General features: G+C 69.0%; 16 protein-coding genes. 12 read left to right on the top strand and 4 right to left on the bottom strand.

Annotated elements, in window-relative coordinates:
* Positions 1-6: 6 nt before the first annotated feature.
* The 7 genes from argB to GGR89_RS12930 all read left to right on the top strand — a co-directional run bounded on the left by argB (position 7) and on the right by GGR89_RS12930 (position 4523).
* Positions 7-906: an acetylglutamate kinase gene (argB, locus tag GGR89_RS12960; protein WP_093297079.1), complete on the top strand. Its 900-nt coding sequence runs from the start codon at positions 7-9 to the stop codon at positions 904-906.
* Positions 907-981: 75 nt separating this feature from the next.
* On the top strand, positions 982-1278 hold the full coding sequence (locus GGR89_RS12955) for a YggT family protein (protein WP_206431069.1): 297 nt from the start codon (positions 982-984) through the stop codon (positions 1276-1278).
* 3 nt (positions 1279-1281) lie between these two features.
* Positions 1282-1590: a DUF167 domain-containing protein gene (locus tag GGR89_RS12950; RefSeq protein ID WP_125976654.1), complete on the top strand. Its 309-nt coding sequence runs from the start codon at positions 1282-1284 to the stop codon at positions 1588-1590.
* Complete coding sequence (gene folD / locus GGR89_RS12945; protein ID WP_125976655.1) at positions 1580-2455, top strand: bifunctional methylenetetrahydrofolate dehydrogenase/methenyltetrahydrofolate cyclohydrolase FolD; 876 nt, start codon at positions 1580-1582, stop codon at positions 2453-2455. Before GGR89_RS12950 ends, folD begins: the two co-directional genes overlap by 11 nt.
* Positions 2452-3075 (top strand): MarC family protein, encoded by a 624-nt coding sequence (locus GGR89_RS12940; RefSeq protein ID WP_125976656.1) that lies wholly within the window; start codon positions 2452-2454, stop codon positions 3073-3075. Before folD ends, GGR89_RS12940 begins: the two co-directional genes overlap by 4 nt.
* 54 nt (positions 3076-3129) lie before the next feature.
* Positions 3130-4245: an acyltransferase family protein gene (locus GGR89_RS12935; protein ID WP_126000661.1), complete on the top strand. Its 1116-nt coding sequence runs from the start codon at positions 3130-3132 to the stop codon at positions 4243-4245.
* A 47-nt stretch (positions 4246-4292) separates the two neighbouring features.
* Entirely contained in the window at positions 4293-4523 is a 231-nt protein-coding gene (locus GGR89_RS12930; protein WP_125977206.1) for a hypothetical protein, read from the top strand.
* 57 nt (positions 4524-4580) lie between these two features.
* Here GGR89_RS12930 and GGR89_RS12925 read toward each other — a convergent pair whose 3' ends face one another.
* Positions 4581-5243 (bottom strand): EF-hand domain-containing protein, encoded by a 663-nt coding sequence (locus GGR89_RS12925; protein WP_164542702.1) that lies wholly within the window; start codon positions 5241-5243, stop codon positions 4581-4583.
* 108 nt (positions 5244-5351) lie between these two features.
* Here GGR89_RS12925 and ubiA point away from each other — a divergent pair, with 108 nt between their 5' ends.
* From ubiA to GGR89_RS12900, 5 genes are all read left to right on the top strand, one after another.
* Positions 5352-6284, top strand: coding sequence for a 4-hydroxybenzoate octaprenyltransferase (ubiA, locus tag GGR89_RS12920; protein WP_125977204.1), 933 nt, complete (start codon positions 5352-5354; stop codon positions 6282-6284).
* Positions 6285-6315: 31 nt separating this feature from the next.
* A complete protein-coding gene (locus tag GGR89_RS12915; protein WP_125977203.1) occupies positions 6316-7662 on the top strand; it encodes a TldD/PmbA family protein in 1347 nt (448 codons plus the stop codon).
* Positions 7655-8428: a 3'(2'),5'-bisphosphate nucleotidase CysQ gene (locus GGR89_RS12910; protein ID WP_125977202.1), complete on the top strand. Its 774-nt coding sequence runs from the start codon at positions 7655-7657 to the stop codon at positions 8426-8428. Before GGR89_RS12915 ends, GGR89_RS12910 begins: the two co-directional genes overlap by 8 nt.
* 216 nt (positions 8429-8644) lie before the next feature.
* Positions 8645-10945: a glycosyltransferase gene (locus GGR89_RS12905; protein ID WP_125977201.1), complete on the top strand. Its 2301-nt coding sequence runs from the start codon at positions 8645-8647 to the stop codon at positions 10943-10945.
* A gap of 53 nt (positions 10946-10998) precedes the next feature.
* Complete coding sequence (locus tag GGR89_RS12900) at positions 10999-11319, top strand: hypothetical protein (RefSeq protein ID WP_125977200.1); 321 nt, start codon at positions 10999-11001, stop codon at positions 11317-11319.
* A gap of 25 nt (positions 11320-11344) precedes the next feature.
* Here the strand turns inward: GGR89_RS12900 and GGR89_RS12895 are convergent, their stop codons facing one another.
* The 3 genes from GGR89_RS12895 to GGR89_RS12885 all read right to left on the bottom strand — a co-directional run bounded on the left by GGR89_RS12895 (position 11345) and on the right by GGR89_RS12885 (position 13421).
* Positions 11345-12421, bottom strand: a complete 1077-nt coding sequence (locus GGR89_RS12895) for a 5-(carboxyamino)imidazole ribonucleotide synthase (protein ID WP_125977199.1) — start codon at positions 12419-12421, stop codon at positions 11345-11347.
* Positions 12418-12903 (bottom strand): 5-(carboxyamino)imidazole ribonucleotide mutase, encoded by a 486-nt coding sequence (gene purE, locus GGR89_RS12890; protein WP_125977198.1) that lies wholly within the window; start codon positions 12901-12903, stop codon positions 12418-12420. The genes GGR89_RS12895 and purE overlap by 4 nt, the downstream gene beginning before the upstream one ends.
* Positions 12904-12965: 62 nt before the next feature.
* Entirely contained in the window at positions 12966-13421 is a 456-nt protein-coding gene (locus tag GGR89_RS12885) for a DUF2721 domain-containing protein (RefSeq protein WP_125977197.1), read from the bottom strand.
* Positions 13422-13486 lie beyond the last annotated feature (65 nt).

Here is a 13486-nt window from a genome sequence, read left to right as displayed (position 1 = left end):
CCGCGCATGACCGACCACGCACCCCATCCGGCGCTGCTCGCCAAGGCCGAGACCCTCACCGAGGCGCTGCCCTATCTGCAGCGCTATGCCGGCGCCACCTTCGTCGTGAAATATGGCGGCCACGCCATGGGCGATCCCGAGCTCGCGCGCGACTTCGCCGAAGACGTGGTGTTACTGAAGGCAGTGGGGATCAACCCGATCGTCGTCCATGGCGGCGGCCCGCAGATCGGGCGCATGCTCAAGCGGCTCGGCGTCGAATCGACCTTTGTCGGGGGCCTGCGCGTCACCGACAAGGCGACCGCCGAGATCGCCGAGATGGTCCTGGCCGGATCGATCAACAAGGAGATCGTCGCCTGGATCGCGGCGGCCGGCGGCAAGGCCGTGGGCATTTCGGGCAAGGATGCGGGCCTCGTCCGCGCCGAAAAGGTGCAGCGCACCGAGGCCGATCCGCTGCAGGGCATCGAACGGCATGTCGACTTAGGCTTTGTCGGCGAGCCGGTGGCGGTGGACATCTCCATCCTCCAGTCGCTCGCGGCCTCGGGCTTCATCCCGGTGGTCTCGCCGATCGCGCTGGGTGCGGACGGGCACACCTACAACATCAACGCCGATACCATGGCGGGGGCGATCGCGGGCGCGTGTGGCGCCAAGCGCTTCTTCCTGCTCACCGACGTGCCGGGCGTGCTGAGCAAGACCGGCGACCTGCTCACCGATCTCGATGCGGCGCGGGTGCAGGCGCTGAAGGACGACGGCACGATCTCGGGGGGCATGATCCCCAAGGTGGAGACCTGCGTGAACGCCGTCGCGGCGGGCGTCGACGCGGCGGTGATCCTCGACGGGCGCATCCCGCACGGCATGCTGCTGGAGATCTTCACGCGCCAAGGCGTCGGCACGCTCGTCCACGCCTGATTGTCCGGCGCGGATTTCATCCTATATCGCACCTGAAACGGTGTCGCGGAGAGTGAATTGACCCAGATTGGCCTGATGCTGCTGCAGATCGTGCAGGTGGTGCTCAACATCGTCTGGTGGATCATCGTGATCCAGGCGGTCCTGTCGTGGCTGATCGCGTTCAACGTCATCAACACGCACAGCGATTTCGTGCGTGCGGTGTGGACCGCGCTGCAGCGGATGACCGAGCCGCTCTACCGTCCGATCCGGCGCATCCTGCCCGATTTCGGCGCGCTCGACATCTCGCCGCTGGTCGTGCTGCTGATCCTCTACATCCTCCAGAACATCGTGATCCCGCGGATCGCGATCATGGTCGCCGGCGCCGCGCTCTGAGCCGTGCCGGCCTGGCGGCCTAGCGCCACAGGACTCGAGATCGCCGTGCGGGTGACGCCCCGGGCGTCGCGCGACGTGCTCGCAGCCGGGACGCAAGAGCATTTCGCCGCGCGACTCGCCGCGCCGCCGGTGGAGGGCGCCGCCAATGCCGCGCTGGTGCCGCTGGTCGCCAAGACGTTCGGGGTTCCCAAGCGCGACGTGACGCTGATCGCGGGCGAGACGTCGCGGCTCAAGCGACTTTCGATCGCCGGAGACGCTACGGCGCTGGAACAGATCGCCCGCAGCCTCTATGGCGAGGGGCATGACGGCTGAGATCATCGACGGCAAGGCATTTGCCGCGGGCTTGCGCGCCCGCATCGCGACCCTGGTTCCTGCATTCGAAGCGGCGGCGGGGCGCGTGCCCGGCCTTGCCGTGGTGCTGGTGGGCGAAGACCCGGCGTCCGCCGTCTATGTCCGCTCCAAGGGCAAGCAGACGCGCGAGGCCGGGATGGCGAGCTTCGAGCACAAGCTGCCCGCGGATACTACCCAAGCGGACCTGCTCGCGCTGGTCGACCAGCTCAATGCCGATGCGAGCGTGGACGGCATCCTCGTCCAGCTGCCGCTGCCCAAGCATATCGACGAGCAGGAAGTGCTGCTGCGCATCTCGCCCGAGAAGGATGTCGATGGCTTCCACCCGGTCAATGCCGGTCGCCTCGCGACGGGCCTGGAGGGCTTCGTGCCCTGCACCCCGCTCGGCTGCCTGATGCTGCTCGAGGACAAGCTGGGCAGCCTGTCCGGCCTCGACGCGGTGGTGATCGGCCGCTCGAACATCGTCGGCAAGCCGATGGCGGCGCTGCTCACCAAGGCGAGCGCGACGGTGACCCTCGTCCATTCGCGCACCCGCAACCTGCCGCATTATCTCCGCCATGCCGACATCGTCGTGGCGGCGGTGGGCATCCCCCACTTCGTCAAGGGCGAGTGGCTCAAGCCCGGCGCGACGGTGATCGACGTCGGCATCAACCGCACCGAGGATGGCCTGGTCGGCGATGTCGACTTCGACGGCGCGGCGAGCGTCGCGGGCGCGATCACCCCGGTGCCGGGCGGCGTCGGCCCGATGACGATCGCCTGCCTGCTGCGCAACACGTTGGTCGCCGCGCACCGCAATGCGGGGGTAACGCTCGAGGCAGACGCAATTTGATCGAGCTGTTCGTCTCGTCCTTCGTCACCTTCTTCGTCATCATCGACCCGCCCGGCTGCGCGCCGATCTTCGCGGGGCTGACGGCGGGGACCAATGCCGTGCATCGCCGCGCGATGGCGGTGCGCGCGGTGATGGTCGCCGCGATCATCCTGCTCGGCTTCGCGCTGTTCGGCGAGGCGCTGCTGCATGCGTTGGGGATCAGCCTCAACGCCTTCCGCATCGCCGGCGGCATCATGCTGTTCCTGATCGCGCTGGAAATGGTGTTCGAGAAGCGCACCGAACGCCGTGAGGACCGCGCCGAGAAGGTGAAGGCCGAGGATCCGGTCGACATCTCGATCTTCCCGATGGCGATGCCGATGATCGCCGGACCGGGCTCGATCGCTTCGGTGATGCTGCTGATGGCGCAGAGCAAGGGGATCGAGCAGTCCGCGGTGGTGCTCTCGGCGATGCTGGCGGTGCTGCTGCTGTGCGTGCTGGCGCTGCTGGCGGCGGGGCCGATCATGCGGATCGTCGGCGCCAAGATCGAGGCGGTGGTGTCGCGGCTGCTCGGCGTGCTGCTCGCGGCGCTGGCGGTGCAATTCGTGATCGACGGCATCCGGGCGGCGCTGGCGGCGGGGTAGGCCTACACCCGTAGCTCGGTTGGCGAGCGCAACGATTCGCTTCATATTGTGGGGATGGCATCGCCCCACCCCACTCCGACGCAGCGCAACGCCGGCATCGATCTGGTGCGGGTGCTGATGACGATGCTCGTCATCCTGCACCACACCGCAATCGTCTATGGCGGGTCGGGGGGATGGTTCTGGCGGCAGGAGCCCAACGCGTCGAACCCGCTGCTGGTGATGTTCAACGCGGTCAACCAGTCCTATTTCATGGGCCTGTTCTTCCTGCTGGCGGGCTATTACACGCCCGCCTCGTTCGGCCGGAAGGGCGCCGGCCGCTATCTGGCGGACCGCGGGATCCGGCTCGGGCTGCCGCTGCTGGCGTTCTTCTTCGTCCTGTTCCCGCTCACCGTCGCGATCGCCGACGCCGTGAGTGGCGAGGATCTGCTGCGGCGGTGGGGGCGGGGGATCATGGGCGGGACGCATGGCCCGGGCCCGCTCTGGTTCGCGCTGGCGCTGCTGATCTTCGCCCATGCCTATGCGCTGTTGCGCTGGGCGGGCGCGTTTCCGGCGAGCGGGCGAGCGGCGGCAGCACTGCCGCGGCCGGGGACGCTGTTGCTGGCGATGCTCGGGATCGGTCTGGTGGCCTTCGCGGTGCGGCTGGTCATCCCGGTCGGGCACGAGGTGCTGTGGCTGCAGCTCGGCTATTTTCCGGGCTATATCCTGTTGTTTCTCGCCGGCATCGCTGCTGCGCCGAACCGGCTTCTGGAGCGGATCGGCATGCGTGCGGCCCTGCCCTGGCTTGCCGTCGCGGTTCTCGCCATCGTGACGCTGCCCGTCGTGATCGCCCTGCACGGCGCCGCCGGTGGCTTCGAAGGTGGGTGGAATTGGAACGCGCTCTACTATGCGCTGTGGGAGCCGTTCGTCGCGACCGGCGTGATCCTGACGCTGTTCGCCTGGGCCGCGGCGCCGGCCCGGCGCTCGGGCCCGGTGGCGCGGTGGTTCGCGGCAAATGCGTTCGGCGCATTCATCGTGCATCCGCCGGTCGTCGGCGCGCTCAGCCGATGGGCGGCGACGATCCCCGCTGCGCCTTGGATCAAGTTCATCGGGGTCTCCGCAGCAGCTTGTATCTGTGCATTCGCGCTTGCCAGCGCGTTGCGAGCGATCCCGGGGGTGCGGCGCGTTCTGTGACGATCCTCGGGTAGGATCGGGGGAGCAGCGCGCGCACCTTAGGGCTTGTGCAGCGCGCATCTCCGCCGCGCCTTTCGAAGTGCTGCACGACCCTGCGCCTGCCTCTCCTGAAGCGCGACCAGCTCTCCGACCAGCAAAAGCCGCGCTATGACGACATGCAGCGTGGCATTTCCTCCAACTTCGACGCCTTCGTCGCGGTGGACGCGGGCGGCAGCCTGATGGGGCCGTGGAACCCGTGGCTGCCGAGCCCCGGATCGGCGGCGCGATCGGCGCGCTGACCAAGGCGATGTCGATGGAGGGACGCTGCCTGAGCCGTGCTTCCGCCGGCGTTTGGCTCAGCCGCCCATGCTGCCGCCCATCGATCCGCCCATATGGCCACCGCGGTGACCGCCGCCGCCACGCCCGCCGCGGCGCTTCATCGATCCGGTGCGCAGCTCGGGCAGCTCGGCCTTGGTGATCTTGCCGTCATGGTTGGTGTCGAGCAGGTCGAAGCGGCGCTTGGCGGCGCTCATGAACTCGATCGGGCTGACGCCGCCGTTGAGGCTGGTGTCCGCGGCGGTCACCGGCTCGGGGCTGCCGAGATAGTTGAAGCGGGCGAGGCCGCTCAGCACGCGGGTGGAGCCGATATCGGCCGCCTTCACCTCGCCATTGTCGCCCATCGTCGGGCCGCCGGTCTCGAAGCCGCCGCCGCGCGCCTCGGGGGCGAGGACGGTCTCGTAACGCTCGATATCGGCGGGGTCGATCTCGCCGTCGCCCTTGCGGTCGAGGACCTTGAACCAGCGCATCGCATCCTCGCGGAACTCGTCGAGCGTCAGCGCGCCGTCATGATCGGCGTCGGCGCCGTCGAACCAGGCGTCCTGCGGCGCCTTGCCGTCGGGGGTGCCGCGGAACGGCTCGCCCATCGGGCTGACGAACAGCCCACGCGGGCGTGGCGCGTCCTGCGCCTGCGCGACTCCCGACACCAGCAGCAAGCAACCCGCGACCAGCAATCCCCGCATTCTTTCCCTCCCGGTGAAATCCATCCGTCCCGCTATGCCCGGATTGTCGCGAAATTATGCCCGAAAAATTTCTGGGGGAGGGCGGCGGATTGTGGCAGCAGGCGGCGCATGACCGGCGCCACCCCCATCACCCCCGATACCGAACATCGCGGCTTCATCGGCCTGCTGCCCAGCGGCTGGCGGCCCTATGCGCTGCTCGCCCGGCTGGACCGGCCGATCGGCTGGTGGCTGCTGTTCCTGCCCTGCGCCTGGGGGGCGCTGCTGTCCGGGCTGCCTGAGGGCGGCTGGTGGCGGATCGGGGCAATGCTGCTCGGCGCGATCGCGATGCGCGGCGCGGGCTGCGTCTACAACGACATCGTCGATCGCGACCTCGACGCGCAGGTGGAGCGCACCCGCAGCCGCCCGCTGCCGAGCGGTGCCGTCTCGCTGCGCGCGGCCTGGACCTGGCTCACCGTTTTGCTGGCGATCGGCCTGGCCGTGTGGCTGGCGATGCCCACCCCCGCCAAGCTCTGGTCGCTGGCGACGCTGCCGGTGGTCGCCGCCTATCCGTTCATGAAGCGCATCACCTGGTGGCCGCAGGCGTTCCTCGGCATCGTGTTCGGATCGGGCGCGGTGGTGGGGTTCGTCGCGGGCGATCCGGTCGCGGCCTTCGCCAGCCGGCAGGGGGCGCAGTGGTGGCTCTATGCCGGCACGATCCTGTGGGTGATCGGCTATGACACGATCTACGCGCTGCAGGACGTGGAGGACGATGCGATCGTCGGCGTGCGTTCCTCGGCGCGGCGGATGGGCGCGCAGGTGCGGGGCGGCGTGGGGCTGCTCTATATCGGCGCGGTGGCGCTGTGGGCGGCGGCCTTGTGGACGGTGCGGCCCGATCCGCTGGCGCTGCTCGCGCTGCTGCCGGTGGCGGTGCATTTCGTCTGGCAGCTCGCCACGCTCAAGCCCGCCGACGGGGCCAATGCGCTGCGCCGTTTCCGCGCCAATCGCGATGCCGGGTTCCTGATGCTCGCCGCCTGCGCGGTCGTGGGGATGTCCGGACTTTGATTTTGTGCCCCCGCGCCCCTAAGTCGCGGGGATGCTGAACAACGATCAGGCCCTGGAGCGCGCCGCCGATGCGGTGGCACGTGCCCGCCGTGCCGGTGCCGATGCCGCCGACGCCGTCTTCTCCGCCGACCGCTCGCTTTCCGTCTCCGTCCGGATGGGGGCGCTGGAGGATGTCGAACGCTCCGAGGCCGAGGAGCTCGACCTGCGCGTCTTCGTCGGCAAGCGCTCGGCGAGCGTTTCGACCAGCGACCTGAGCAGCGACGCGATCGCCGCCCTGGTCGAGCGCGTCGTCGCGATGGCGCGCGAGGCGCCCGAGGACCAATGGGCGGGCCTCGCCCCCGAGGACCGGCTGATGCACGGCCTGCCGCCGCATCTCGACCTCGACGACGGCGCCGAGGTGGAACCCGCCGCGCTCAAGGCGCGCGCGCTCGCCGCCGAGGAAGCCGCGCGCGGCGTAGAGGGCGTCACCAACAGCGAGGGTGCAGGCGCGGGCGCGAGCCGGGTGCAGCTCGCGCTCGTCACCAGCCACGGCTTCCACGGTGCCTATGCGCAGTCGAGCCACGGCATTTCCGCCAGCGTGCTCGCCGGCAGCGACGGCGCGATGGAGCGCGACCATGCGCACCACTCGGCCCGCCATGCGGCGATGCTCGACTCGCCCGAGGCGATCGGGCGGCTGGCCGGCGAGCGCGCGGTGGCGCGGCTGAACCCGCGCAAGATCGCCAGCGGCGCGATGCCGGTGGTGTTCGATCGTCGCGTCTCCTCGGGGCTGCTCGGCCATCTCATGGGGGCGATCTCGGGCGCCGCCATCACCCGCAAGACCAGCTTCCTGCTCGATGCACTGGGCACCCAGATCTTCGCCCCCGGCGTGACGATCTGGGACGATCCGCACCGCCCGCGCGGGATGCGCTCGCGTGCCTTCGACGGCGAGGGGCTGCCGGTCAGTCGGATGCAGATCGTCCGCGAGGGGCTGCTCGAGACCTGGCTGCTGGAGAGCGCCGCTGCCCGCCAGCTCGGGCTCGAGCCGACCGGCCATGCCACGCGCGGCGGCGGCGGCGCGCCCGGCGTGTCGCCGAGCAATCTCTATATGGAAGCGGGCCATGTGCCCGCCGAGACGCTGATCGGCGAAATCGAGCATGGCCTCTATGTGTTCGAGCTGATCGGCCAGGGCGTCAACGGCGTGACCGGCGATTACAGCCGCGGCGCGGCGGGCTTCCTGATCGAGAAGGGCGAGCTCACCGTCCCCGTTTCCGAAGTGACGATCGCGAGCAACCTCAAGGACATGTTCCTGGCGCTGACGCCTGCCAACGACCTCGAGTTCCGCTATGGCATCAACGCGCCGACGGTCCGCATCGACGGGATGACGATCGCCGGTGCCTGAGCTGGCCGCCGAGGTCGCGGCGATCGCCGCCGAGGCGGGCCGGCACGCGATGGCGCGCTGGCAGAGCGATTTCGCGCGCTGGGAGAAGGGGCCGGGCAACCCGGTTTGCGCCGTCGATCTGGAGGTCGATGCGCTGCTCCGCGAACGGCTCGGGGCACTGCTGCCCGAGGCCGGCTGGCTCTCGGAGGAGACGGTGGACAATGCCGACCGGCTTGCCTTGTCGCGGCTCTGGGTGGTCGACCCGATCGACGGCACCCGCGATTATCTGCGCGGGCGGCCCGGCTGGGCGGTCTCGATCGCGCTGGTGGAGAACGGCCAGCCGGTGATCGGCGTGCTCGACGCACCGGCGCGCGGCGAGGTGTGGACGGCGCGGGCCGGAGCGGGGGCATGGCGCAACGGCATGGCCTTGCGGGCCGCCGAACGCGCGGAGCTCCCCGGCGCGCGGGTGCCGGCGGACCAGCTCCCCAGGGTCGACCGCGACCTGGTAGCGGTGCCCAAGCCCAATTCGATCGCGCTGCGCATCGCGATGGTCGCGGCGGGCGAGGCCGACCTCGTCGCGACGCTGCGCTGGGGGCATGAATGGGACATCGCCGCCGCGGTGCTGCTCGCCCGCGAGGCGGGTGCGGCGGTCACCGATGCACTGGGCCAGGCGCTGGGCTTCAACACCCCCGCGGGCGAGGCGTACGGCGTGCTGGCGACGACGCAGGGCATCCACGCCGCCGCAGTCGCGCGGCTGGCGGACCGGGTGGATCCGGGAAAGCGCTGAGGCGCCGCAGTCGCGGTCCGAGCGGCGCGCGGTTAGTGACTATGCTGAATCAAGTCTTCATCCGGGCCGACCCTGGCGGTGCCCCGCGTCTATAAGACCTACAGCTACTCCATGCTTCCGGACGTGCGCGGCCACGGCCTCCGCGCGCCCGTGCCGCTGGGAATTGGGGACGGACACGCTGCGCGCGCGACGGCCATCGGATCGAAGGACTGCTGCATGATACCCAAGATTCTGCATTTCATCTGGGTGGGGGACGAAACCAAGCGGCCGGACAATTGCATCGACACCTGGCGCACCCGCAATCCCGGCTGGGAGATCAGGATCTGGGGCAATGAGTCGCTGCAGCAGCGCGGCTGGATCAACGGCCGCCACATGAGCGAGATGTCCGAGCGCGAGCTGAACGGCGTCGCCGACATGATGCGGTGGGAAATCGTGTACGAGCATGGCGGCTTCGTCGTCGATGCCGACAGCGTGTGCGTACGCCCGCTCGACGACCATCTGCTCGACTGCGAGGCCTTCGCCTGCTGGGAAAACGAAATGACGCGGCCCGGGCTGATCGCCGCGGGCTATTTCGCCGCGCAGCCGAAGAACCCGTTCGTCGCGCAGATCATCGGCGACATCTATCAGGAGCCGACGGTGGTCGACCGGATGGCGTGGGAAAGCGTCGGCCCGAAGCGTCTCACCGACTCTTATCGCGAATATCGCTATCACGGCTTGCGCATCTACCCGAGCCACTATTTCATCCCCGAGCATTTCTCCGGCGTGAAATATGAGGGCCCCGGGCCGGTCTATGCCGAGCAGCTATGGGGCAGCACGCTGGACATCTATGACCAGCTGCACCAGCAGGTGGTGACCGGGCAAGCCCCGGAGCCGGCCCCGGTCGCAGCCCCGGTCGACCGCAAGCCGGTCCCGGCAGCCGCGGTGCGCCCGAACCCCGTTCCCGCTCTGGGCGGCGCGCCGAACGCGCCCACTGTCTTCCACCGGATCTGGTTCGGCACGCGGCCGATTCCGGACTCCTACGAAGCCTATTGGCAAGCCTGGCAGCGCCAGTTCCCCGACTGCGCATTCCGCACCTGGACCGACCGCGATCTCGACGAGCTGACGCTGTCGCGGCCGGCGCTCGATCGTTTCGCCAGCCATGTCTCGCGCGCCGATCTCGCGCGCTACGAGATCCTCTACACGCATGGCGGCATCTATCTCGATTGCGACATCATGCCCTATGCGCATTTCGAGCCGGCGGCGCTGTGCCGCGAACTCACCGTCTGCAACGAGACCGATGCCACCGAATATTGCTCGATCGGCTTCATCGGCGCGCCGGCGGGGCATCCGATCTTCCGCGACCTGATCGACCATATCCTCGCCGCCGAGCCCGATGAATCGCGCCCGAACGTCACGACCGGCCCCTGGCTGTTCGGCAGCTATCTGGCGAAGCACGCGCATCGGCGGCTGCCGCCGGCAAGCTTCTACCCCTATCTGTACGATGCCCCCTTGTCCTCGATCCGCCGCAAGGACCTCGGCGAGACGCTGGGCATCCATGTGTGGGGCGGTGCCTGGCTGCCGCCCGAGCAGAAGAAGGGCAAGGCGCTCGACCTGCTCGCCAGGGGCGACCTGGTGGACGCGGCCGGCATCCTGGAAGGCTTCGACGACGAATGGGCCGCGAATCTCCAGGTCGTGCTCAAGGTCATGGCCGATTCGCGCGCCATGGCCGCCGAGGCGGCGCAGTTTCTCGGCGGCAGCCTGACGGTGGCGCCGGCGGACCGCCCGGCCTTCGCATTCGACAAGATCGTCCACTGGCTGCTCGACCAGGACCGCGATCGCATGGTGTGGCAGATCGGCGCGGCGGACGGCGTCCTCGTCGATCCGCTGCGCTCGGCGATGGTCAATTACGATCCGCCCGCGCTGCTGCTCGAGCCCAACCCGTACATGTTCGGCATGCTCGAACGCGGCTATGCCAACAACCGCAACGCCGTGCTGCTGCAGCAGGCCTATAGCGCCGACGGAAAGCCGCTGGTGCTCAACGCGATCAACCCGGACAAGGCGGCAGCGGCGGGCCTGCCGCGCTGGGTGCTCGGCATTTCGTCCGTCTATGACGACAAGAATGCGATCGGCGGCCTCACCATCGATGCGGAGACGACGCGCCGCATCCAGAGCTGCATCGAACGCGTCACCGTGCCGGTGACCGGCTTCGACGCGCTGGCCGCGCAGGTGGAAGGCCGCATGCCGGAGATCCTGGTGATCGACGCCGAAGGCATGGACAAGGCGATCATCGACGACGTGCTCGACCATGGCTGCCGTCCGGCGGTGATTCACTTCGAGATCCAGTGCATGGATCCCGCCGAGAGCAGTGCGCTGACCGAGCGGCTCGGCACCGACTATGCGCTGTTCACCTTCGGCAACGACGTGACCGCCTATCGCACCGACGTCTTCCTGGACTATGCGAAGTGGATCTACATCCACAACGGCCTGCCGACGATCTTCGCCTCGGCGCTGCCGATCGTGGCGGGGCTGGTGCAGTAGCGCGACGGACCTGCGCCCGTGCGTCGGCGCGGTTCCCGTGCTAGGGGCTTCCGATGTCGAAATCCCTGAGCACCAGCGGTGCCATCGATCTGGATGGCGTGACCTATGATTGGCGTCTGCAGCGCGAGCCCCATCTGTCCGACGACGAGGGCTGGAAGGGGATGACCATCGCGGTCGCCCAGCGCGATGCCAAGCGCGAGGCGTGGATGGAGTTCCCGGCGCCCAAGCGGTTGCTCAAGGGACTGCCGCGCGGCCGTCTCCAGCTGGACGATGCGACGATCACGCGTTGCGTTCGCTCCGCGCTGTCGGCCGGCTGGGATCCCCTGTCGCGGGGCAAGCCCGAGGTGTTCGTCGTGGACTCGGAGGGCAACTGAGCCGTCGCGCGCGGGTGACGGGGGGCTAGCCCCGCTTCACCCGCGTGACATGCCCCATCTTGCGCCCCGGCCGGGCCTGGCCCTTGCCATAGAGGTGAAGGTGCGTGCCCGGCTCGGCGAGCAGCTCGGGCCAGCGGTTCGCCTCGTCGCCGATCAGGTTTTCCATTTCCACATGCGTGCCCGTAAGCGCGGTCGAGCCGAGCGGGAGGCCGCAGATCGCGCGAACATGGTTCTCGAACTGCGAGGTCTCGGCACCCTCGATCGTCCAGTGGCCGCTATTGTGGACGCGCGGCGCCATCTCGTTGAACACCGGGCCGTCCTCCGTGGCGAAGAACTCGCAGGTCAGCACGCCGATATGGCCCAGCGCCTCGGCGACGCGGCCGGAGAGCGCTGCCGCCTCGGTCCAGTGGCGGGCGATCTCGGCGGGGGCGGGCAGGGTGGAGCGGGCGAGGATGCCGTCCTTGTGCTCGTTCCAGGGCGGCGGATAGCTGGCGAGCGTGCCGTCGAGCCCGCGCACGGTGATGATCGAGAATTCGTGGCTGAAGGTGACGAAGCCTTCGAGGATCGCCGGCCGCTCGCCGATCGCCGCCCAGGCCGCCTCGGCCTCGGAGGCGTCGTGCAGGCGCACCTGGCCCTTGCCGTCATAGCCGAGCCGCAGCGTCTTCAGGATCGACGGCGCGCCGATCCTGGCGATCGCGGCGTGCAGCTCGTCGCGGGTGGTGACCAGCGCCCAAGGCGCGGTGCGGCCGCCGAGCTCGGCGACGAACGCCTTTTCGTTGGCGCGGTCCTGCGCGATCTCCAGGCTCCGGGCGCCGGGGCGGACGGGCACCTTGCTCGCCAAGTGCGCGACGGGGGCGAGCGCGACATTCTCGAACTCGTAGGTGATCACGTCGGCGTGGGACGCCAGTTCGTCGAGCACGATATGGCTGTGATAATCGGCGCGGGTGAAGCTGGAGGCGGTCTGCGCGGCGATGCTTTCCTCGTCGGGGGCGAGGACGTGCGTGCGGTAGCCGAGCTGGGCGGCCGCAACCGCGATCATCCGGCCGAGCTGACCGCCGCCGAGGATGCCGATGGTCGAGCCGGGGGGAAGCGCGCCGCTCATGCCGGTTCCTCCGCGACGCTGTCGGTCTGCGCGGTGCGCCAGGCGATCAGCTTCTCGGTGAGCGCTTCGTCCGAGGTGGCGAGGATCGCGGCACCGAGCAAGGCGGCGTTCTTGGCGCCGGCCTTGCCGATCGCCAGCGTGCCGACGGGAATGCCGCCGGGCATCTGGACGATCGAATAGAGGCTATCGAGCCCCTTCATCGTCTTGGATTCCACCGGCACGCCGAGCACCGGCAAATGCGTCATCGCTGCCGCCATGCCGGGCAGGTGCGCCGCGCCGCCGGCGCCGGCGATGATCACCTTGAGGCCGCGGTCGGCCGCGCCGGTGGCATAGTCATAGAGCCGCTGCGGGGTACGATGCGCGGAGACGACCTTGGTCTCGTGCGGCACGCCCAGTTCGGTGAGAATGTCGGCCGCGTGGCGCATCGTCTCCCAATCGGAGGTGCTGCCCATGATGATGCCGATAAGAGGTGCGTCCGCCATTGCCTGCCCGACCGTGGAATGGAAGCGGGGTGTTAGTCAGGCAGGGGCTTCAGGGCAATGGTCTAGGAATCAAGTTCGAGCAGTTCCTCGCGGACATGGATCGCCTTGAGCGACATCCGCACCTCGACGAGGAAATAGAGCAGCCCCGCGATCAGCAGCAGCATCGAAATGATGAAGGCGACGGCTACCCAGATGCCGACATGCAGGTTCGCCAGGCGCGAGACGAACATCAGCGCGACGACCAGGCAGATGGCGAGCGCGCTGGCGGTGCACAGGAAGATCGCGTTGTTGATCACCGAGATGCGGCGATCGATGATGCGGAGTTCCCAGACATGGCGGTCATGCTCGGGGCCGCTGGAGCGCGGGTGCAGCTCCTCGATTACCCGCGCGCGATCGACGATGCGGGCGAGCCGGCCGACCATGGTGTTCAGGAACGCGCCGATGCCGGCGAGCAGGAACACCGGCGCGATCGCGGCCTGGATCGTATCCGAGACGGTGGAGAGATAGGGACCTTCCATGCATGCTCCTTATGCAAGGGGTGGTGCGTGCGGCGCAAGCAGGGGCTGCACCGGATGGTAACGGG

Source organism: Sphingomonas trueperi (assembly GCF_011927635.1).
GTDB classification, from domain to species: Bacteria; Pseudomonadota; Alphaproteobacteria; order Sphingomonadales; family Sphingomonadaceae; genus Sphingomonas; species Sphingomonas trueperi.
This window is presented reverse-complemented; position numbering and strand designations above follow the sequence as displayed.